The sequence below is a fragment of the Pseudochrobactrum sp. Wa41.01b-1 genome (assembly GCF_019464455.1).
Taxonomy (GTDB): Bacteria; Pseudomonadota; Alphaproteobacteria; order Rhizobiales; family Rhizobiaceae; genus Pseudochrobactrum; species Pseudochrobactrum saccharolyticum.
Window position 1 is genome coordinate 2,032,730 of record NZ_CP080493.1, and the last position, 19,523, is coordinate 2,052,252.

The 19,523-nt window shown below is 52.4% G+C and carries 20 protein-coding genes and 2 tRNA genes; 13 read left to right on the forward strand and 9 right to left on the reverse strand.

What is annotated here, in order from left to right:
• Nucleotides 1-27 precede the first annotated feature (27 nt).
• Together trxA and K1X45_RS09485 are read right to left on the reverse strand one after the other, a co-directional pair.
• Nucleotides 28-1,095, reverse strand: coding sequence for a thioredoxin (trxA, locus tag K1X45_RS09480; protein ID WP_220158681.1), 1,068 nt, complete (start codon nucleotides 1,093-1,095; stop codon nucleotides 28-30).
• A gap of 139 nt (nucleotides 1,096-1,234) precedes the next feature.
• Nucleotides 1,235-1,750 (reverse strand): prolyl-tRNA synthetase associated domain-containing protein, encoded by a 516-nt coding sequence (locus tag K1X45_RS09485; protein WP_220158682.1) that lies wholly within the window; start codon nucleotides 1,748-1,750, stop codon nucleotides 1,235-1,237.
• Nucleotides 1,751-1,752: 2 nt separating this feature from the next.
• On the opposite strand from K1X45_RS09485, the gene K1X45_RS09490 reads away from it, so the two are divergent.
• From K1X45_RS09490 to K1X45_RS09500, 3 genes are all read left to right on the forward strand, one after another.
• Nucleotides 1,753-2,040 carry a hypothetical protein gene (locus K1X45_RS09490; protein ID WP_220158683.1) on the forward strand — a complete coding sequence of 96 codons (288 nt, stop codon included), beginning with the start codon at nucleotides 1,753-1,755 and terminating at the stop codon, nucleotides 2,038-2,040.
• Nucleotides 2,041-2,138: 98 nt separating this feature from the next.
• Nucleotides 2,139-2,213 (forward strand) — tRNA-Gly (locus K1X45_RS09495).
• Nucleotides 2,214-2,415: 202 nt separating this feature from the next.
• Nucleotides 2,416-2,490 (forward strand) — tRNA-Gly (locus K1X45_RS09500).
• A gap of 145 nt (nucleotides 2,491-2,635) precedes the next feature.
• Here K1X45_RS09500 and K1X45_RS09505 read toward each other — a convergent pair.
• The 4 genes from K1X45_RS09505 to K1X45_RS09520 are packed head-to-tail and all read right to left on the reverse strand — an operon-like array spanning nucleotide 2,636 to nucleotide 6,157.
• Nucleotides 2,636-3,484 carry a metal ABC transporter permease gene (locus tag K1X45_RS09505; RefSeq protein WP_220158684.1) on the reverse strand — a complete coding sequence of 283 codons (849 nt, stop codon included), beginning with the start codon at nucleotides 3,482-3,484 and terminating at the stop codon, nucleotides 2,636-2,638.
• A complete protein-coding gene (locus K1X45_RS09510; RefSeq protein ID WP_220158685.1) occupies nucleotides 3,481-4,344 on the reverse strand; it encodes a metal ABC transporter permease in 864 nt (287 codons plus the stop codon). The genes K1X45_RS09505 and K1X45_RS09510 overlap by 4 nt, the downstream gene beginning before the upstream one ends.
• Entirely contained in the window at nucleotides 4,344-5,237 is an 894-nt protein-coding gene (locus tag K1X45_RS09515; protein WP_220158686.1) for a manganese/iron ABC transporter ATP-binding protein, read from the reverse strand. The genes K1X45_RS09510 and K1X45_RS09515 overlap by 1 nt, the downstream gene beginning before the upstream one ends.
• The gene (locus K1X45_RS09520) at nucleotides 5,237-6,157 is read right to left on the reverse strand and encodes a metal ABC transporter substrate-binding protein (RefSeq protein ID WP_304650872.1); all 921 of its coding nucleotides are present in this window, start codon (nucleotides 6,155-6,157) and stop codon (nucleotides 5,237-5,239) included. Before K1X45_RS09520 ends, K1X45_RS09515 begins: the two co-directional genes overlap by 1 nt.
• 143 nt (nucleotides 6,158-6,300) lie before the next feature.
• Between K1X45_RS09520 and irrA the strand changes: the two genes are divergently transcribed.
• From irrA to K1X45_RS09550, 6 genes are all read left to right on the forward strand, one after another.
• Nucleotides 6,301-6,765, forward strand: coding sequence for an iron response transcriptional regulator IrrA (gene irrA, locus K1X45_RS09525; protein WP_255560379.1), 465 nt, complete (start codon nucleotides 6,301-6,303; stop codon nucleotides 6,763-6,765).
• 143 nt (nucleotides 6,766-6,908) lie between these two features.
• Complete coding sequence (locus tag K1X45_RS09530) at nucleotides 6,909-7,757, forward strand: metallophosphoesterase (protein ID WP_220158687.1); 849 nt, start codon at nucleotides 6,909-6,911, stop codon at nucleotides 7,755-7,757.
• Nucleotides 7,757-8,938: an ABC transporter ATP-binding protein gene (locus K1X45_RS09535; protein ID WP_220158688.1), complete on the forward strand. Its 1,182-nt coding sequence runs from the start codon at nucleotides 7,757-7,759 to the stop codon at nucleotides 8,936-8,938. Before K1X45_RS09530 ends, K1X45_RS09535 begins: the two co-directional genes overlap by 1 nt.
• Entirely contained in the window at nucleotides 8,931-9,863 is a 933-nt protein-coding gene (locus K1X45_RS09540) for a carbohydrate ABC transporter permease (protein ID WP_220158689.1), read from the forward strand. The genes K1X45_RS09535 and K1X45_RS09540 overlap by 8 nt, the downstream gene beginning before the upstream one ends.
• A gap of 12 nt (nucleotides 9,864-9,875) precedes the next feature.
• On the forward strand, nucleotides 9,876-10,697 hold the full coding sequence (locus K1X45_RS09545) for a carbohydrate ABC transporter permease (protein ID WP_122093056.1): 822 nt from the start codon (nucleotides 9,876-9,878) through the stop codon (nucleotides 10,695-10,697).
• Nucleotides 10,698-10,750: 53 nt separating this feature from the next.
• Nucleotides 10,751-12,016, forward strand: coding sequence for an ABC transporter substrate-binding protein (locus K1X45_RS09550; protein ID WP_075653832.1), 1,266 nt, complete (start codon nucleotides 10,751-10,753; stop codon nucleotides 12,014-12,016).
• 31 nt (nucleotides 12,017-12,047) lie between these two features.
• Here the strand turns inward: K1X45_RS09550 and K1X45_RS09555 are convergent, their stop codons facing one another.
• Nucleotides 12,048-12,923 carry a DMT family transporter gene (locus K1X45_RS09555; RefSeq protein WP_220158690.1) on the reverse strand — a complete coding sequence of 292 codons (876 nt, stop codon included), beginning with the start codon at nucleotides 12,921-12,923 and terminating at the stop codon, nucleotides 12,048-12,050.
• A gap of 100 nt (nucleotides 12,924-13,023) precedes the next feature.
• On the opposite strand from K1X45_RS09555, the gene K1X45_RS09560 reads away from it, so the two are divergent.
• On the forward strand, nucleotides 13,024-13,524 hold the full coding sequence (locus K1X45_RS09560) for a YaiI/YqxD family protein (RefSeq protein WP_151158892.1): 501 nt from the start codon (nucleotides 13,024-13,026) through the stop codon (nucleotides 13,522-13,524).
• Between the two features lie 8 nt (nucleotides 13,525-13,532).
• Here the strand turns inward: K1X45_RS09560 and K1X45_RS09565 are convergent, their stop codons facing one another.
• Together K1X45_RS09565 and K1X45_RS09570 are read right to left on the reverse strand one after the other, a co-directional pair.
• A complete protein-coding gene (locus K1X45_RS09565) occupies nucleotides 13,533-14,153 on the reverse strand; it encodes a LysE family translocator (protein ID WP_220158691.1) in 621 nt (206 codons plus the stop codon).
• Between the two features lie 80 nt (nucleotides 14,154-14,233).
• Entirely contained in the window at nucleotides 14,234-14,947 is a 714-nt protein-coding gene (locus tag K1X45_RS09570) for a TlpA disulfide reductase family protein (protein ID WP_220158692.1), read from the reverse strand.
• A gap of 45 nt (nucleotides 14,948-14,992) precedes the next feature.
• Between K1X45_RS09570 and argH the strand changes: the two genes are divergently transcribed.
• The 3 genes from argH to K1X45_RS09585 all read left to right on the forward strand — a co-directional run bounded on the left by argH (nucleotide 14,993) and on the right by K1X45_RS09585 (nucleotide 19,384).
• Nucleotides 14,993-16,393, forward strand: a complete 1,401-nt coding sequence (gene argH, locus K1X45_RS09575; RefSeq protein WP_116088577.1) for an argininosuccinate lyase — start codon at nucleotides 14,993-14,995, stop codon at nucleotides 16,391-16,393.
• A gap of 170 nt (nucleotides 16,394-16,563) precedes the next feature.
• The gene (locus K1X45_RS09580; protein WP_022709648.1) at nucleotides 16,564-16,746 is read left to right on the forward strand and encodes a lipoprotein; all 183 of its coding nucleotides are present in this window, start codon (nucleotides 16,564-16,566) and stop codon (nucleotides 16,744-16,746) included.
• A 118-nt stretch (nucleotides 16,747-16,864) separates the two neighbouring features.
• Nucleotides 16,865-19,384 carry a TIGR02302 family protein gene (locus K1X45_RS09585; RefSeq protein WP_220158693.1) on the forward strand — a complete coding sequence of 840 codons (2,520 nt, stop codon included), beginning with the start codon at nucleotides 16,865-16,867 and terminating at the stop codon, nucleotides 19,382-19,384.
• Nucleotides 19,385-19,523: the final 139 nt, after the last annotated feature.

Genomic DNA, 19,523 nt, shown 5'->3' on the forward strand with positions numbered 1-19,523 from the left:
TCATAATTTAACAATAGTGCCCGCTGCTCAGGAAAATAGCAGCGACGACAATTTACGGCGACCGTTCAAAGTTGCCGGATCTTTAAAGCCCCATGCTTCAAAGAATTGCAGCAATTGCTTGCGCGCACCATCATCATTCCATGTACGATCCGCTTTCATAATCGCGAGAAGACCGTCAGCGGCTTCCTCACGTTTATCCAGCGCATTGGCAATCATCGCCAGATCAAAACGGGCCTGATGGTCGTCCGGATTGGCAGCCAGTCGTGCCTGCAACTCAGCAGGATTGCCGAGATGTGCAACCTGATCTGCCAAAGCGAGACGCGCCTCAACGGCGCGGATTTTCGCATCGTCTTTCTGCTTATCCGGCACCTGAGCAAGCACTTCGCGTGCTTTATCAAGTTCGCCCAGATCAAACAAGCACTCGGCCAGACCGGCAAGAGCAGTCACATTATCCGGCACATTTTGCAAAACCGCTGCATAAATCTGTGCGGCCTGATCCGGTTCGCCATGCTCCTGCATTTCCTGTGCAGCAGCCAGTGCCTCTTCAATCGCAGCCTGAGGGCCGCTTTTTGCACCGGCGCTTTTGGCAACCTTATCGATAAATTCTTTGATTTTGCTTTCCGGCAAAGCACCCATGAAACCGTCAACCGGCTGCCCATTGACGAAAGCAATTACGGCCGGAATCGACTGAATACCCAACTGTCCGGCAATGACCGGATGGTCATCAATATTCATTTTCACCAGTTTGACAGTGCCCTGCGCAGCATTGACAGCGCTTTCAATCAGCGGTGTCAGCTGACGGCACGGGCCGCACCACGGCGCCCAAAAATCCACCAGCACCGGCTGATTGCGGGACTCACTGAGAACATCCGCTGCAAAGCCCGCAGTCGTTGTATCTCTAATCAAGCCGGCAGCGGAATCAGAACTGCCAAAACCCGCCAGCGATGACAGCGCACCGGCACTGTCTTCAGCCTCTGCCGGGGCTGCAGTTTCAGCGGACGTATTATAGGTCACGCTGGTATTACCCTGACCGGAGGCTTGGCCATAAGTTGCCCCGTAAGGGTTACCGCCATAAGGATTATTAGCGCTGTTCATTGTCGTCCCTTAATCCGTTCTTCCCGAGCCATATTACATCATAAATTCAGCTGACTGCGAGCCATGCTGTAATTATGGCAGAATATAATATCTCTGCCATGTTAATTCGGCATTTTCAGCGGCGCTTTCAAGCCCCGTTTTAAGCCGGAGCTGTTTCTGCCGTGCTGACAGACACTATACGCGCTTCATGTCCGGTGGCTTCCAGAAACTTCAGCAAATCATCACGGTGAATCGAGGTCGTCGCCTCATTGGTCAACGGATGCGCATTAATAATTTCATGACGCATCAAGGCTTCGTCCAGAATGATGCTGACCTGATGGTGCGTATCATTAATCGCACCGAATGCAGATACGGCACCCGGTATAAGCCCCAGATATTCCATCAGTTTTTCCGGTTTGCCGAAAGAGACCTTACTGGCTGCACCGATCAGCGCATGAATGGTTTTGAGATCAACAACCGCATCTTCTTCAACAGTCACAAGGAAAAAATTGTCTTTCTTGTCTTTCAGAAAAAGATTTTTGGTATGGCCACCGGCAATTTCTCCGCGCAAATTCTGAGAATCGGCAACTGTAAACAGAGGCGGGTGCGTAACGGTTTGCACCTTGATCCCGAGCGTATCGAGATAATCATGCAAATCAGCAGCGGTTTTAGGCATTTTTGTCTTCTCCTCCAAAGCAGGCTGCATATCTCTTACAAGACAAGCATAAAAAGCTGCAAGAAAACGACAATGATATGCGTTTGAAACAAAAATGCCGCCGCTTTCGCGACAACAGCCTCAAATTAATGACTGCACCATGCTTCGACTCATTTATTTGCGCTCAAAATATCCTGCTCGCAGGGCTCAAGATCGAATCATTACAAGGATTTATGCACCTTAAAACGGTGCTTCCCGATATATCAGACCATCCAGCTATGCGAAAACTGCCTGTATTCAGGGCTTCCTGAATTATACACAAAACTGTTTGAAGTTTTTGCAGATTTCCTGTTGCAAATCACTCAGGCTTTTGCCATATAGCGCAGGCCTAACCAACAAACTGGCGCGAGCGGGTGTAGCTCAGGGGTAGAGCACAACCTTGCCAAGGTTGGGGTCGAGGGTTCGAATCCCTTCGCCCGCTCCAGTTTGGTTAGACTTCAAAAGCCGCGCAACAGCGCGGCTTTTTGCTTTTCTGGTTCAATTTCCCCGCATTATTGCCAAGACAAAGCCGCCTCTCCGTTTCGTCTTAAATCCTTTAAAAAAATTACAGATTTTTGCATTTTTCCTGTTGCAAATCACTCAGGCTTTTGCCATATAGCGCAGGCCTAACCAACAAACTGGCGCGAGCGGGTGTAGCTCAGGGGTAGAGCACAACCTTGCCAAGGTTGGGGTCGAGGGTTCGAATCCCTTCGCCCGCTCCAGTTTGGTTAAGCCTCCAAAAGCCGCGCAACAGCGCGGCTTTTTGCTTTTCAGATTTCCGCTGCAATATAATTTTCAGCTCAAAAAATATGGCGCCGCACTCACATGCGACGCCTTGCCTGCAGAGAATCGTTTTCTTGCATGAAGTTAAGAAGAGAAAACCTGTCTCTCCGCACGGGCAACACGGCGACGCGCAATAATAAACGCCGCAATGAACATCAACATCATCAGCAGAACGATTGTCGGTGCCGGTGCGCTGTCGACAAAGAAGCTGGCATAAACACCAAGCCCAGACGCAGCGACTGCCACAACAACCGCAACAACCAGCATGGAACTGAAATTGCGCGTCAGCAGGAAGGCAATTGCCCCCGGTGCAATCAAAATCGCAATGGCCAGAATGATACCCACCGCTTTCAAAGCACCGACAATAGTCAGCGAGAGAATAGCCAGCAGACCATAATGCAGCAGCCTGACCGGCAGCCCCACAGCCTGTGCCTGCGCCGGATCAAAAGCATGCAGCAACAGATCCCGCCATTTCAGCACCAGCAGACCGGTAACAATGACAGCAATGATTGCTGTTTCAATCATATCCTGCTTGCCGATACCAAGAATGTCACCGAACAGAATATGATCCAGATGCACATCAGACTGCACCTTCACATACATCACCAGTCCGAGGCCGAACATACCGGAGAAGACAACGCCCATAATGGTATCTTGTTTGATCCGGCTGTTTTCTTTCAGAAAACCGGTTGCCAGCGCACAGAACATCCCTGCAACGAAAGCGCCGATCGCCAGCGGAATATTGATGATATAGGCCAGCACCACGCCCGGCAGCACTGCATGGGAAACGGCATCCCCCATCAGCGACCAGCCTTTAAGCACCAGAAAACATGACAATAACGCAGCCGGTATCGCGATCAGCATGGCAATAACCATAGCATTGACCATAAATTCAAAGCGAAACGGCATCATCAGAGTTTCAAACAGGCTCATGACTGCACCTCCGCTCTGATTGCTTCAGCTGCACGGCGTCTTGCCGCCAGCATGCCGTGCTTTGGCGCGAAGAAAAATGCTGCCAAAAAGATCAGCGTCTGCATCACAACAATAATCCCGCCGGTCGCACCATCGAGAAAATAGCTGATATAAGCGCCGGTAAAACTGGTGAGCGTTCCGATGATCACAGCAATCATCAGCAAGCGCGGAAAGCGATCTGTCAAAAGATAGGCTGTAGCCCCCGGCGTCACCACCATGGAGATCACCAGAAACGCACCCACGGTCTGCATTGCCGCAACAGTACAGGCCGACAACAGCGTGAAGAAAATCACTTTCAGCACGGTCGGGTTCAGGCCGATCGAACGGGCATGACTTTCATCAAAGAAAGTCACCATCAGGTCTTTCCAGATAAACAGCAGCACGGCCAGCGATACAAAACCGATAATCGCCAGTTGCAGCGTATCCGCCGGTGTAATCGCAAGAATATTGCCGAGCACAATGGTCTGAATGCTGACTGCCGTTGGCTTCAGCGATACCATAAACAGTCCGAGACCAAAGAAAGATGTGAAAATCAGACCGATAATCGCATCTTCTTTTAGCTTGGTACGTTCATTGAGAAACAGCATCGCTGCCGCAGCCAAGCCACCGGAGAAGAAAGCACCGATCGCAAAAGGCAGTCCGAGCATATAAGCACCCGCCACACCCGGAACGATAGAGTGAGACAGAGCATCGCCGATCAGCGACCAGCCTTTGAGCATCAGATAGCCGGACAGGAATGCGCACACACCGCCAACCAGCGCCGAAACCCACATGGCATTGATCATATATTGATAGGAGAACGGCTCAAGCAGCAGTTCCATTACTCTGCTCCCTCAACGTGACCATCCTGATACAAGACCAGAGGCCGCTCATCATCGGTCAAAATATTCACCGGATGCGCTTTGCCTTTATCGGTATCATTGAGCACGAAATGGCGCAGAACACCGCCGAAAGTTTTCTCAAGATTGGCCTGCGTGAAGATTGTTTCCGTAGCGCCATAGGCCAGAACCGTGCGGTTCAGCAGCACTGTACGATCACAGAATTCCGGCACACTGCCGAGATTATGGGTCGAGACAAACATCACCCGCCCTTCATCACGCAGATCACGCAACAGCTTGATAATGGCTTCTTCGGTTTTAACATCCACACCGGTAAAAGGCTCATCCAGCAGAATGACTTTGCCATCCTGTGCCAGTGCACGCGCCAAGAATACGCGCTTCTTTTGACCACCGGATAATTCACCAATCTGGCGCTTGCGGAAGTCACTCATGCCAACACGTGCCAGTGCATCCGTCACCGCCTGATAATCGGCAGGCTTAGCACGGCGCATCATACCCATATGGCCGTAGCGCCCCATCATCACCACATCTTCAACGAGAACCGGAAAATTCCAGTCCACATCTTCCGACTGCGGAACATAGGCAACGAGATTGCTCTTAAGTGCCTGCTTCACCGGAAGGCCGAGAATGCGGATATCGCCTTTTGCCAGCCGTACAAAGCCCATCAGGGCCTTAAACAAGGTGGATTTACCGGAACCATTCACACCCACCAGCGCGGTGATTGTACCGGTCGGAATTTCAAAACTCGCATCACGCAGAGCCGTATGGCCATTGCGATAGGTTACTGTCGCCCCACTGACCATAAGACCTGCTCCCGCATCGGATGATGCGGGAGACAGAGATGCCTTTGGGAGGACATTAAGCGGGGCATTCATTATTTTGCATCTCCGGATTTAAGACCCTTCGCAATCGTGTCAGTTGTCACACGAAGCAGGTCGAGATAGGTCGGCACGGCACCGTCCGGCACTGAAAGCGAGTCCACATACAGAACACCGCCATAATTCGCGCCGGTTTCAGAAGCCACCTGCTGAGCAGGAGCAGGAGAAATCGTGCTTTCAGAGAAAACCACATTGATATTGTTCTTGCGAACGGCATCAATCACTTTACGAACCTGCTGCGGCGTGCCTTGCTGATCGGCATTAATCGGCCACAGATACAGCTCTTTCAGATTAAGATCGCGTGCCAGATAGCTGAAAGCACCTTCACTCGTCACCAGCCAGCGCTTGTCATCCGGAATATCCTTCAGCTCATCCTTGATCGGATCAATCAGCGCCTTGAGCTTGGCCTTATAGGCTTCAGCATTGGCCTTATAGGTTTCGGCGTTTTTCGGATCATGTTTCACGAAAGCATCGCGAATATTATCGACATAAATCATACCTGCAGACGGAGACATCCAGGCATGCGGATTAGGCTTGCCGCTATACGGGCCTTCGGCAATACCCATCGGCTCAACACCATCCGAGACAACAACGCTTGGCACATCTTTCAGATGCTGGAAGAATTTTTCAAACCAGCGCTCCAGATTAAGGCCATTCCAGAAAATCAGCTGTGCACCTTGCGCCTTCATAATATCGCCCGGCGTCGGCTGATAATCATGAATTTCGGCATTCGGCTTGGTAATGGATTCAACAATCGCAGCATCACCGGCCACATTACGGGCAATATCCGCAATAACCGTAAACGTCGTCACTGCTTTGAATTTTTCTTGTGCCGCAGCAGGCACCACCACCAGCGCGGCAGAAAAAGCTGTACCAATAATACCGGCCAGCAGCACGCGCCTCATTTTGCTGAACATTCTCAACTCCTCAATCCCTACCAATTTTGTTTATTGCAAATAGAAAATCCTACTTGCAAATGATTGTCAATTGCACTCTTCGTAATGAGTCTGTAATAGTTTTGCAAGTGAAAATCATTCGCAACAGAAGAATAGGTCATGTCATGCTGGAAGTGCCTGAAAAATTACGTGCGCAAATGCGTATGCAACGCCTGATGCAAATGCAGGATACGTCTCTTATCCGGCCAATTCTGCAAAAGGCTGGTCTGCGCCCTACCCGTCAGCGCCTGATACTCGGGCAATTCCTGCTCAGCGGCCAGCATCAGCATATTTCGGCCGATGAGCTGCATCTGCTCACCATACAGTGTGGCTTCAGCATGTCACTGGCGACCGTCTATAATACGCTCAATCAATTTGCTGAGGCTGGTCTGATCCGCAAAATCTCTGTCAGCGGCCAGCGCACATTTTTTGATACCAATGCGCATAATCATCAGCATTTTTATCTGGAAGATAAAGATCGCATGATTGATATCGGCGGAGCACAGCTTACGCTCTCACCGCCACCGCAAGCACCGGCCGGTTATGCGATTACCAAAATCGACATTCTGGTGAGCCTGAAGAAAATATAGGCAGCGACCGATGTTACAATTTTGTCATTGCTCTGAGGTCTGCCTGTCACCAACACAGTGTAAGAAACGCGCATTAGCGGCCTGTGTTCCCCGATTTGAAATACACATCCGCGTTTTTCAAATCTTAATGAGGGAGCAGATCCATGCGGATTGTTCAGATTACCGACACCCATTTCAGCCCGTCCAAAACACATTTTACTAAAAACTGGCAGCCTCTCGCCGAATGGCTGGAAGAGGTTCAGCCTGATCTCGTTATCCATACCGGCGATCTGGCCGTGGATGGTGCGGACTATGATGACGATCTCACTTATTGCGTCGATCTTTTCAGTGAGCTGAACCTGCCGGTGCTTTGCGTTCCGGGTAATCACGATGTCGGCCATCTGCCTTCCTCCCTGCAACCGGTGAATGATGAGCGCCTTGAGCGCTGGCGCGATCTGGTCGGCCCTGATCGTTGGGTGCATGACCAGTCCGGCTGGCGTTTGATCGGCCTCAACAGTCTGCTGATCGGCAGCGGCCATAAGGAAGAAGAACAGCAATATCTGTGGTTGGAAGAAGCGTTAAAAGGTGCCGAAGGCAAGCCCGTTGCGATTTTTGCCCATAAACCGCTTTTCGTCGATAGCCCTGATGAGGGCGACAGTGGCTACTGGGGCGCTTCGCCGGAAGACCGCAAACGTCTGATGGATTTATTCAGCGCACATGATGTTCGTCTTTATGCCAGCGGCCATCTGCACCGCGCATGGGCCGGTCATCATCAGGGTATTTCGCTGATCTGGGGGCCTTCATCAGGCTTTATCGTCGGACCAATGGAACGGGATTTGCCGGGCGAGCGTATTGTCGGCGCTGTTATTCACACTCTGACCGATAATGTGCATAGCGAAATCACTGAACTCACACAGCTGCGTCCTTATCTGCTTGATGATGTGGTGCATGAAGTTTACCCGTCGAGCCACACTGCCGCCATTACCAGCGCCGATGCAACGGAGCGGGCATAATGGCGCATTTCGCACTGAAAAATATCTCCAAATCTTTCGGCGATCAGCACATTCTCAAAGATGTAACGATTGAAGCCGAAGACAGTGAATTCATTGCACTGGTCGGGCCTTCCGGTTGCGGAAAAAGCACCATCCTGCGGATTGCCGCCGGTCTGGAACATGCCGATGACGGCAATATCTGGCTGGGCGGGCGCAATATTACCGCCGCTCATCCTTCAGACCGTAATATCGCAATGGTGTTCCAGTCCTATGCGCTCTATCCGCATTTGACCACGCGGGAGAATATTGCCGTACCGCTCGCCATGCGCGATCTGACCATGACAGAACGTCTGCCGCTGATCGGCAACTGGATGCCGGGTCAGGCGGCGAAACGTGCCGCCATTCAGCAACAGGTGCAGGCAACTGCACAGAGCCTGAAAATCGACCATCTGCTGGATCGAAAACCTGCGCAAATGTCCGGCGGTCAGCGCCAGCGTGTCGCGCTTGCCCGTGCCATGGTGCGCCAGCCGCAAGTATTCCTGATGGATGAGCCGCTCTCCAATCTCGATGCCAATTTGCGTGTGCATACCCGTGCTGAAATTGTCGATCTGCATCGCCGTGCCGGTGTGCCAAGCCTCTATGTGACCCATGACCAGTCCGAAGCGCTCAGCATGGCCGACCGCGTTGCCGTGATGATCGGTGGTCACCTGCTGCAAATCGATACACCGTCCGAGATTTATAACAATCCGCGCCATATCGAAGTTGCCCGCTTCATCGGCAGCCCGAAAATCAATGTGCTGAGCGCCCGCGCCAGCGATCAGGGTATTATTCACTTTGCCGGCAAAGCAATTTTAAGCGAAATTGACATTCATGCCGGCTCTGCACTCAGTGTAGCAATCCGGCCTGAAGACCTGCAAATCCGCCGTGCCCATGAAAAACCTGCGGACAGGACGATCTCAGCCGCAGTAGCGCGTATTGAATTTCTTGGCTCTGAAGCTCTGGTCTATCTCAATGCTCCGGGTGCTCAGGAATTGCTGACTGCACGATGCAGTCCGGCCATGGCAGCGGATCTGCAACCGGATATGCCGGTTTTTCTGACTTTTGATCCGCATAAAGCACTGCTGTTTGATACAGAAGGCCAACGCCTGCGCAAACTTTCTCATACAGTTTCAAGCCGCATCAAGGCAGACAGCCATGTCTGATATTGCACAAACCTTCTCTCCGGTGATGACGGCGCGTGAGGCTGCCAATGCCGCACGCAAGCGTGAAGAGCGTCTGGCATGGAAGCTGATGGCACCGGCTGTGTCGCTGGTACTTCTGTTCATTTTACTGCCGACCTTGGCGGTGTTTTATCTCAGTTTCACCAATTTTGAACTGGGATATACGGATTATCAGTTCGTCGGCTTAGAAAATTATATTGAACTTTTCAAAGACCGCACCTTCCGCATTTCCCTGCAAAATACCGCACTCTATACGCTGATCGTCACCCCGCTTTCCGTTTTTCTCGGATTAGGTGCAGCTCTGCTGATTGAGAGTGAAACACGCGGCAAAGCCTTTTTCCGCACCGTCTATTTCCTGCCCGTTGCCTCGCTACTCGTGGCTATGGCCACCGTCTGGCAATATCTTCTGCACCCGACAATGGGGCCGGTTAATGCCATGCTCGGCCTGTTAGGGATCGACGGGCCGAACTGGCTCGGCAGTTCTTCAACCGTGCTGCCAAGTCTTGCCATGATCGGCATCTGGCAATCTGTCGGCTTCAATATGGTGCTGTTTCTGGCTGGTCTTACCGCCATTCCGCGCGAACTATATGCTGCTGCCGAAATGGATGGCGCTAAAAGCGCATGGGAGCGTTTCCGGCTGGTGACATGGCCACTGCTCGGCCCCACTACACTCTTTGTCCTTACCATCAGCGTCATCAACTCCGTCAAAGTCTTTGAATCGGTCAAAACCCTCACACAGGGCGGGCCAAACAAAGCCTCGGAAGTGCTGCTGCATACGATCTATCAGGAGGGTTTCGTGTTCCTGCGCGTCGGCTATGCCTCCGCTATGACCGTGATTTTCCTCATGGTGCTGATCGTGATGATGTTGTTGCAATATCGCGTGCTTGACCGCCGCGTGCATTATTAAGAGGCGGAAATCATGTCAGTCTTACGTTTTACCCGCCTCGGGATTTTGTCTCTCGGTGCGCTGCTGTTCCTTGCACCCTATATCTGGATGCTCTCCACGGCCGCTAAATCGCAATCGGATATTTTCTCCTCATCGCTCAGCCTCATTCCGCAAAACTGGGCGCTGATCGAAAATATCACCAAGGCCTTTTCCCGTGTACCGATGGGGCAATTGCTGCTCAACGGCGTTCTGGTCTGCGCACTCATTCTGGTCGTGCAGGTCATTATCGCTATCCCTTGCGCCTATGCCATGGCCAAGCTGCGCTTTCGTGCAGCACAGGTGATGATGAGCGCGGTGATGCTCGGCCTGCTGGTGCCGATCCACGCTACGGCTTTGCCGTTCTACTTAGGTTTTGAGCGCACAGGCCTGCTGAACACCTATTTTGCCATCAGCGCACCATTCTTCATCTCGGTATTCGGCATCTTCCTGTTTCTGCAGTTTTTCCGCTCGATGCCGGATGATCTGATTAATGCCGCCCGCCTTGACGGCATGTCGGAAACCGGCATTGTCGCCCGTGTTATTGTGCCGAATGCATGGCCTGCGATTACTGCTTTTTCGATCTTTTCCGTGGTTGCACACTGGAATGATTTGTTCTGGCCGCTGATCGTTGTCACCAATATGGACATGGCCACACCGCCTCTGGGGCTGCTGTATTTCCGCGCTGCCGAAGCCGGTGATGACTATGGCGCGCTGATGGCTGCCACGCTGATTATCACCCTTCCCCTCGTTCTTGCTTTTCTTGCAGCGCAACGCCGCTTCATTGAGGGCATTACCATGACCGGCCTCAAAGGCTGATCGCAACCTCACGTCTGTAACGCTCTTCCTCCCAAACATTTACGGAGCCTGTAATGACATTCTTCTCCCGTACTCTGACTGCTGCTGCCCTCTTTTCCGGTCTGTGCAGCACAGCTCTGGCTGAAACCACGCTCAATGTGCATTATCCTATGCCGGGCTTTTTTCAGGACGTGATGGCCAATATTTCCAAGAAATTCACGGAAGAAAATCCGGATATCAAAATCCATTTCGTCAATCCTTCCGCGACCTATGAAGACGGCATTCAGCTGATTATGCGCCAGAACGGCACCGCTGAGCTGCCGGACATCACCTTTACCGGCCTGAACCGCCTGCGCATTTTAAGTGAACGCAATATCGGCCTTGATCTGAAACCGCTGGTCGAGAAAGAAACTGATTTTGAAGCGCAGGGTTTCACTCCGACCATTCTGAATCTTGCCAAAATCGGTGACCGTCAGGTTGGTCTGGCTTTCGCAACCTCCAATCCGATCATGTATTACAATGCGGATCTGTTTAAAAAAGTCGGCGAAAACCCGGATACGCCTCCGGCAACATGGGATGATGTCATCCGCATCGGCGGTAAAATCAAAGCGCTCGGCAACGGCGTTCAGGGTATCGATTTCCGCTGGCAGGGTGATGACTGGATGTTCTCAGCCCTGTTGTTCGGTGCCGGTGGCCGGATGCTTTCAGAGGATGAAAAACAGGTCGCATTCAGCGGTGCTGAAGGTGAAGCGGCTTTCAAACTGCTCGACCGCATGGTGAAAGAAGGCGGCCTGCCGGTCTTTACCAAAGAAGCCGGTGAACAGGCCTTTGCTGCAGGCAATGTCGGCTTTGCTTTCCAGACCACCGGCGGCCTGCGCAATACAATCAAAAATGTCGGCGACAAATTCGACATGCGCACCGCTAAAATCCCGCTGCTTAATCCGGAAAAAGGCCGCCTGCCAACAGGTGGCAATGCGGTTGTTATCCTGACATCGGACGACGCGAAAATTGAAGCCGCATGGAAATTTGCCAAATTTGCTGCCGGTCCTTACGGCGCATCGGTCGTCGTACCGGGTACCGGCTATGTGCCTAACAATGAGCTGGCCGCAAAATCTGACGAATATCTCGGTAAATTCTATGACGAAAACCCGCTGTTCAAAGCCGGTCTCAGCCAGATGAATATCATGATCCCTTGGTATGCTTTCCCCGGTTCGAACGGCGTGAAAGTAACCCAGACTATCGTTGATAATCTGTCCCGCGTTGTTGAGCAGAAAGCCACGCCGGAAGAAGCCCTTGCCGATGCGGCCGATGAAGTGAAAAAGCTGCTGCCACGCCGCTAATCACATCAGAATAATGATCAGACCGGCGGCTTTAAGTTGCCGGTTTTTTCTTTTGTAAAGTTGCCAGCGCCACACCGAATGTGGTCAGCACCATACCGGCAATCTGCACCAGCGTCAGCGTTTCTCCAAACAGCAAATAGGCCATAATCGCGGCGGTTCCCGGCACCAGATAGAAGAACGACGCGACCTTTGATACTTCACCCTGCCCGATCAGGATCAGCAGCAGCAAGATCGCACCGATTGACAGAACCAGCACCAGCCAGAGCATTGCAAACAGCAATTCCGGCGACCAGATCACCGTCTTCGTTTCAAAAGTCAGCGACAACAGGCCGGTCAGAATACCTGCAGCGATATATTGCACGGTCGTGCCGGTTTTCAGATCAATTTTCACCGCAAAGCGTTTTTGCCAGACTGTACCGATACTGATCGCCATAACCGCTGCCAGTGCCGCACTTAATGTTGCCGGATTAATCCCACCGGAACTGAGTGAAAATTTCGGCGCAACCACCAGCGCCACACCACAGAAGCCGATCAGCAGGCCTAACCATTGCCGTGGCAACACAGTCTCTCGCAGGAAGAGTGCGGCAATCAGCGTAGTAATCAGCGGCTGCAAGCCGGAAACCAGCGCCGTCATCCCCGCAGGCAAACCATGACGCACTGCCCAGAATACACCGGAGAGATAAATCCCGTGAATGAGACAGCCGACAATCGCGGCGTTCACAAGCCCGCGTTTGTCCGGCCAGCGGGCACCGGTTACCAGTGCCCAGACCGCCAGAATAATCGCAGCAATGAAAAACCGTGCGGTCATAAACCAGAACGGCTCGGCATAGGGCATAGCAAGCCCCGCACCTATAAAACCGGTTGCCCAGAGAAAGACGAATAAAGCAGGGAAATATTTGACTGGCATGATCTGTTCCACGAACTATACAACCGGCTTATCCCTGCCGCCCTGCCTCGCCAAGCGATAAACGCTTGCCATTCACATTTGGCTTTGTCATGAAGCATGAATGACACACTCCGATGAAAACAAAACCATCTGCATTTATGTCGATGCCGATGCCTGTCCGGTTAAAAACGAGACTTATAAAGTTGCTGAGCGCCACCGCATCAGAACCTTTGTGGTCGCCAACAGCTTCATCGCTATTCCGCGCGATGAACCACTGATTGAACGTGTGATCGTCCCTGCCGGTCTTGATGTCGCTGATGATTGGATTGCCGAGCGGTCGCGTGCCGGTGCGATTGTTATCACGGCGGATATTCCGCTGGCGCATCGTGCTGTCACTGCCGGAGCTGTTGCGCTTGCACCGGATGGCCGCCTGTTCAGTGCGGCCAATATCGGCAATATTCTTGCCACCCGCAATCTGATGGATGAGCTGCGCTCCGCCAATCCGGTTTCATCAGGCCAATTCGGCGGTTCAAAGCCGTTTTCAGCCCGCGACCGCTCCGCATTTCTCTCGGCACTTGATCTCGCAATTGTGCGGTTGAAGCGTGACGGTTTCACCGCATAACAAAAAAATTACGAAGAACGCATTGTTGCCGTTGCCACACCGGCACCGATCAGCAATGTGCCGCCGGTACGGTTGAAAGCGCGCAAAATCCGCGGACTTTTAAACAGTGTGCGCGCACGATGCGCTGCAAAAGCGTAGAGAAACGCATTGCTGAAAGACAGCACCAGAAATGTGGCTTCAAAAATCAGCATCTGCGTCCAGAAATCGCCATGCCGGTCGAGAAACTGCGGCAGGAAAGCCACGAAAAACGTGATGCTTTTCGGGTTGAGAGATGTCACCAGCCATGCATGCGCCAGCATTTTCACAGGTGATACATCGGCATCCCGCGCTTCTGCCTGCATTGAGGCACCGGAGCGGAATAATTTGATACCAAGCCAGATCAGATAGGCAGCACCAAGCCATTTCACGATTGTAAATATTGTGGCAGAGGCCGCAAGCAACGCACCGATGCCGAGCATCGACAATGTCATAGCCGTAAAGTCACCAAGCGCTACACCGGCCGCCATCGGCATGGCAGTGCGCCAGCCCTGCCCCAAGGCATAGGAAACCACCAATAAAATTGTTGGCCCCGGTATCACCAGCAAAACAATTGATGCAGCCGTGAAGGCAAGCCAGACATCCAGCCCCATAGAAAATCTCCCTTAAGATAATCAGCAGAGCAGAAAATCCAAATCCTGTAAAATCACATTATACAGGATATAGCGACCAATCAGTTGCGTAGAGTCTTGGCCGTTGTAATCAGCTTAACAGCATCCTGCCCCGCCCAGTGTGCTGGTCCGTTCATTGCCGCAATCTGACAACCGGTTTCATCAATCAGCAAAGTTACAGGCAAGCCAAAAGCCAAACCTCTGCGTTTCAGATCATTAAAAACAGTCAGACTGGCATCGCGATAAAAACCGAGCTTCTCAACGCCGATCTCGTTGAGGAAGTTCTTAGGCTTGGAAATATCACCGGTATCGATATTCAGCGCTACGACCTCGAAATCATCACTGCCCTGCTCGGCCTGCAATTTATCCAAAGCTGGCATTTCCTCACGGCACGGCGCGCACCAGCTCGCCCAGAGATTAACCAGCAGGGTCTTGCCCTTCATATCGTCGATGGTGGTTTTTGATCCGTCTGGGGCATCAAATTGCAGATGTGTCAGCAAAGCAGGCTTATCCGATGGCTGCATTCCGGCAACTTCACCGGTTGCAGCAGCGGAAAGTTTAGCTAACTGCTCCTGTTTCAACGCACATTTTGCATCCTCTGCGCCGCCTGCTGCGGCATTACTGGCCGTATTCTCTGTCGGAACAACATTGCCAGAAGGCGGTTCCATCACGTATACCGCAAGGGCACCGGCCAGAAGTCCGGCAATACCGGCGAACAAAATCATCTTCGGGCTGATTGCGCTTTTCGGTTTTGTCTCTTTATTATCTTCGGCCATAATATCGTTCTTTTACTTCACAGTTCCGGCTCAGGGCATAAGCGCATGACGACAGAAAAATCCAGTAACCAGATGTGGGGTGGCCGTTTCGCCTCAGGACCCTCTGCCATCATGGAAGAGATTAATGCTTCGATCGGTTATGACCGCAAACTCTATGCTCAGGACATTGCCGGATCGCTGGCGCATGCTGCCATGCTTGCCAAGACCGGCATCATCTCTGCAGATGATCACAAACAGATCTCCGATGGTCTCAATACCATATTAGCCGAGATCGAAAATGGCAAATTTACCTTCTCGCGCAAGCTTGAAGATATTCATATGAATGTGGAAGCCCGTCTGGCTGATCTGATCGGCGCTCCGGCCGGTCGTCTGCACACTGCCCGTTCGCGTAACGATCAGGTTGCGCTTGATTTCCGTCTCTGGGTCAAAAATGAGCTGGAAAAAACTGCTGCTTCGCTGAAAATCCTGATCGAAGCCTTCCTGATCCGCGCGGAAGAGCACGCGGCAACTGTGATGCCGGGCTTTACGCATTTGCAAACAGCACAGCCGGTGACTTTCGGTCATCATTGCATGGCCTATGTGGAAATGTTCGGCCGTGATCTCTCCCGCGTGCGCGATGCGATTGAGCGTATGAATGAATCTCCGCTCGGTGCCGCAGCACTGGCCGGTACCGGCTTCCCGATTGACCGCCACATGACTGCCGAAGCGCTTGGCTTCCGCGAACCGACCCGTAATTCGATCGACAGCGTTTCCGACCGCGACTATGCGCTGGAATTCCTGTCGATTGCTTCGATCTGCGCAACCCATCTGTCGCGTCTGGCCGAAGAAATTGTGATCTGGTCAACCTCGCAGTTCAATTTCATCCGCCTGTCCGACGCTTTCTCCACCGGCTCATCCATCATGCCGCAGAAGAAAAATCCGGATGCCGCAGAACTGGTGCGTGCCAAGACCGGCCGTATCACCGGCTCGCTTGTCGGCCTGCTGATGGTGATGAAAGGTCTGCCGCTGGCCTATTCCAAAGATATGCAGGAAGACAAAGAAGCGGTTTTTGATGCTGCCGAATCCATCGAACTGGCACTGGCAGCCATGAGCGGCATGGTTTCCGACCTCACCGTGATTGAAGCCTCGATGAAAAAGGCTGCCGGTTCCGGTTACTCCACGGCAACTGACCTCGCCGACTGGCTGGTGCGTGAACTCGGCCTGCCATTCCGTGAAGCGCATCATGTGACAGGCCGTGCCGTTGCACTGGCAGAATCGAAGAAAGTCGATCTGTCCAAACTGACACTGGAAGACATGCAGTCGATCCATCCGCAGATTACCGATGCCGTGTTCGGTTTCCTGACTGTGGATAAATCGGTAAAAAGCCGCCAGTCTTTCGGTGGCACCGCGCCGCAGGAAGTGCGTCGTCAGATCAAATACTGGAAAAAACGCCTTATTAAGGCCTGATCCGCCCCGCTATACAACAGACCGGAGGCGGTTTATGCCTTCGGTCTGCATCCCTTCAAAGATTTGTGTTTGTCTCCGAACAGTTTGCGTTGTCCCGTAATTCAGCTAAAACTGTCAGCGAAAATTACTCACGGCTTTGCGGCCAACCACCAGTTTCAGGATATTTTTTGATGAATAGCCGCGTATTCATGACCTCTGTGATTATGCTTGTTGCCGTTGGCAGCATTGTATCCGGCTGCGGCCGTCGCGGCGCGCTGGAAGCCCCGCCAAATGCGACAGTGCATGATGACTGGCGCAAACCGGATAAAAAAGCTGTCGAAGAAAAACCATTTATTCTGGATAAGCTGATTTAAAGCGGGTCGCATTTCAACCTATCCACTGCGTCCGCTTCAGATTTTTTGAGCAGCCGCATGTTCGCTGAGGTTAAATTCAGTCAATTTAACTGCGCTAAGATACAGAACCGGATATTGAATGCCTGAACCGGACACCAGATCTTTTGAAAACGCAGACCGCAGGCTTTACCGTCTGCGGATCAAAGCGGCATTGGTCTTGTGCTTTGAGCGTTTATGGCCGCTGATATTACCGGTTCTGCTTTTAACCGCATTATTGGCCAGTCTGGCCTGGCTCAGCCTGTTTCAGGCCATGCCGCGCTGGCTGCATTTCATGCTGTCTGCCGCTTTTATACTTGCCTATGCCTATGCGCTTTTCCGTTTCCGGCATTTTCAATTGCCGGATGATCAGACAGTCAATAGTCGGATTGAGCGTGAAAACGGCTTGCAACATAGTCCGTTGCAACTGAGCGACGACCAGCTTGCCGGACAGAGTAACGATCCGCTGGCACAGGCGCTCTGGCAGGAACACCGCAAGCGTATGGCCGCGCTGACGGACAGGCTGCACGGATTTCTGCCCCATCCCGATATTCCGCAGCGCGATCCTTATGCCCTGCGCACATTTGTCATTCTGCTGTTTGCCTCAACAGCTGCTTATTCTTTCAGCCCGTCTTCCGGTAAAATCAGTGATCTGTGGAACCCGCCAGAAGGCTTTGCAGGGCCGGAAGGGCGCATTGATGCATGGATTACGCCACCTGCCTATACGGGCAAAGCACCGGTCTTTTTGAGTGCCAATACAGATGTAAAACCGCTGGATGTGCCTCAGGGCAGTATTCTCAGCGTTCAGATCAGCGGCAGTACACGCAATCAGCTGACCATGACCGGTCAGGACGGCAAAGCCTATTCAGTTGAGGCCAAACCGGTTTCCGGCACAGCGAAAACACAAGACAGCACTAATTTTGAACTGCTTCTGAATAAAACGGTCGCTGCCAGTCTGCAGGCCGGTTCACGCCGTCAGGCGTGGCAGTTTAACATCACGCCGGATACGCCGCCCGTCGTCGATTTTACCCGTAATCCGACCTATGCGCTGAATGGCACATTGGAACTGCACTATAAAGCTGGCGATGACTATGGCGTGACTAAATTACAACCTGTCATCAAACTGCTGGAACAACCTGAAGAAGGCGCGCAATCGCTGACAGACGCGCCGGAACTGCGGCTGACTATACCTAAGCGCGGCAAAAACAGCACAGACGAGACCACAGCCCTTCAGGATCTGACTATGCATCCGTGGGCTGGCAAATATGTTTCCCTGCAATTGCAGGCGATTGATGATGCAGGCCAGACAGGCACAAGCAAAGAAATCCGTTTTGTGCTGCCGCAGCGCCCGTTTATCAATCCGCTGGCACGCGCCGTTGCCGAGCAGCGTCAGGTGCTGGCGCTCGACAGCAATCAGAAAACACCTGTTGTGCAAATGCTGGATGCGCTGACCATGCATCCGCAGACCACCATTGCCAATGTCAGCCATTTTCTGGGTCTGCGGTCTGTGCGAGAACGTCTGAAACTGGCGCGCAATGATGGGGATCTGCGCGAGATTGTCAGCTATATGTGGAATGTCGCGCGCGGCATTGAAGATGGTCAGCTTTCCGATGCGGAAAAAGCCCTGCGTGCAGCGCAGGAGGCGTTAAGTCAGGCATTGCAGAATAATGCCAGTCCTGAGGAAATTGCCCGTCTGACGAAAGAATTGCGCGAAGCCATGAACCGATACTTAAACGAAATGGCGCGCCGTCAGCAAACTAATCCGAATAAAAACGCCCAGAATAATCCCAATACCCGCGTGCTCAGCCAGCGCGATATTGACCGGATGATGCAGCAGATTGAAGATCTTGCCCGTTCCGGCAATCATGCGGAAGCTCAGCAGATGCTGTCGCAATTGCAGGAAATGCTCAACAATCTCCAGCCTGGTCAGAGTGCTCAGCAAGGTCAGGGTAGCGGTCAAGGCCAAGGTCAGGGACAAGGCAGCGGCGCACAGCAACAGCTGAATAAGCTCGGTGATCTGATGCGCCGTCAGCAGGAGCTGATGAATGAAACTTTCAAACTGGATCAGCAATTGCAGGAACAGTCTGATGATTTCAATTATGACGGCGAAGGAGAGCAGCGCCCGCAAAACGGCCAGTCCCGTCAGGAAACAGAACAGGCTCTGAAAGATTTACAGCAGCAGCAGCGCGACTTGCAAAATGAGCTGAATGCGCTGACAGACCAGCTGAAACAACAAGGGTTGGAATCCTCGAAAGAAATGGATCAGGCGCTGAATTCCATGGGGCGTGCAGGCCGCTCGCTGGGCAATGGCGAAAGCGGACAGGCCACAGATCAGCAGGCCGAAGCGCTTGATGCCTTGCGCCGCGGTGCCCGCTCCATGATGCAGCAATTGCAGCAGGCGCAGGGTGAAGGTCAGGGGCAGCAGACCGGCGAAGGTCAGGACCCGTTAGGGCGTCAAACCGGTCAGGGCAGCTCGGAGGGCACAGGCAATCAGCTGCCGAACCAGATTGATATTCAGAAAGCACGCCGCATTCTTGATGAAATCCGCAAAAAACTCGGCGATGCACTCAGTCCCCAGCAGGAAAAAGACTATCTGGAACGTCTGCTGAAACGCGATCAATAAAGCATTTCCAGAAAAAGTGCGAAGCGGTTTTGCGTTGGATAATGCGCAAAACAAAAGGATAGAGCGGTTCCAAAAATTCAGACTTAACTGGAACTACTCTATTTCATAAAAAGGCCGCTCAGAATCATGAGCGGCTTTT

What these genes read in the sequence shown, in the direction of transcription:
- K1X45_RS09510 (WP_220158685.1), bottom strand. Translation starts at nt 4,344, where the DNA reads ATGGAACTGCTGCTTGAGCCGTTCTCCTATCAATATATGATCAATGCC.
- K1X45_RS09530 (WP_220158687.1), top strand. Translation starts at nt 6,909, where the DNA reads ATGCGGATTGTTCAGATTACCGACACCCATTTCAGCCCGTCCAAAACA.
- K1X45_RS09545 (WP_122093056.1), top strand. Translation starts at nt 9,876, where the DNA reads ATGTCAGTCTTACGTTTTACCCGCCTCGGGATTTTGTCTCTCGGTGCG.
- K1X45_RS09570 (WP_220158692.1), bottom strand. Translation starts at nt 14,947, where the DNA reads ATGGCCGAAGATAATAAAGAGACAAAACCGAAAAGCGCAATCAGCCCG.
- K1X45_RS09485 (WP_220158682.1), bottom strand. Translation starts at nt 1,750, where the DNA reads ATGCCTAAAACCGCTGCTGATTTGCATGATTATCTCGATACGCTCGGG.
- irrA (WP_255560379.1), top strand. Translation starts at nt 6,301, where the DNA reads ATGCTGGAAGTGCCTGAAAAATTACGTGCGCAAATGCGTATGCAACGC.
- K1X45_RS09505 (WP_220158684.1), bottom strand. Translation starts at nt 3,484, where the DNA reads ATGAGCCTGTTTGAAACTCTGATGATGCCGTTTCGCTTTGAATTTATG.
- K1X45_RS09585 (WP_220158693.1), top strand. Translation starts at nt 16,865, where the DNA reads ATGCCTGAACCGGACACCAGATCTTTTGAAAACGCAGACCGCAGGCTT.
- trxA (WP_220158681.1), bottom strand. Translation starts at nt 1,095, where the DNA reads ATGAACAGCGCTAATAATCCTTATGGCGGTAACCCTTACGGGGCAACT.
- K1X45_RS09515 (WP_220158686.1), bottom strand. Translation starts at nt 5,237, where the DNA reads ATGAATGCCCCGCTTAATGTCCTCCCAAAGGCATCTCTGTCTCCCGCA.
- K1X45_RS09555 (WP_220158690.1), bottom strand. Translation starts at nt 12,923, where the DNA reads ATGCCAGTCAAATATTTCCCTGCTTTATTCGTCTTTCTCTGGGCAACC.
- argH (WP_116088577.1), top strand. Translation starts at nt 14,993, where the DNA reads ATGACGACAGAAAAATCCAGTAACCAGATGTGGGGTGGCCGTTTCGCC.
- K1X45_RS09560 (WP_151158892.1), top strand. Translation starts at nt 13,024, where the DNA reads ATGACACACTCCGATGAAAACAAAACCATCTGCATTTATGTCGATGCC.
- K1X45_RS09565 (WP_220158691.1), bottom strand. Translation starts at nt 14,153, where the DNA reads ATGGGGCTGGATGTCTGGCTTGCCTTCACGGCTGCATCAATTGTTTTG.
- K1X45_RS09520 (WP_304650872.1), bottom strand. Translation starts at nt 6,157, where the DNA reads ATGTTCAGCAAAATGAGGCGCGTGCTGCTGGCCGGTATTATTGGTACA.
- K1X45_RS09535 (WP_220158688.1), top strand. Translation starts at nt 7,757, where the DNA reads ATGGCGCATTTCGCACTGAAAAATATCTCCAAATCTTTCGGCGATCAG.
- K1X45_RS09540 (WP_220158689.1), top strand. Translation starts at nt 8,931, where the DNA reads ATGTCTGATATTGCACAAACCTTCTCTCCGGTGATGACGGCGCGTGAG.
- K1X45_RS09550 (WP_075653832.1), top strand. Translation starts at nt 10,751, where the DNA reads ATGACATTCTTCTCCCGTACTCTGACTGCTGCTGCCCTCTTTTCCGGT.
- K1X45_RS09580 (WP_022709648.1), top strand. Translation starts at nt 16,564, where the DNA reads ATGAATAGCCGCGTATTCATGACCTCTGTGATTATGCTTGTTGCCGTT.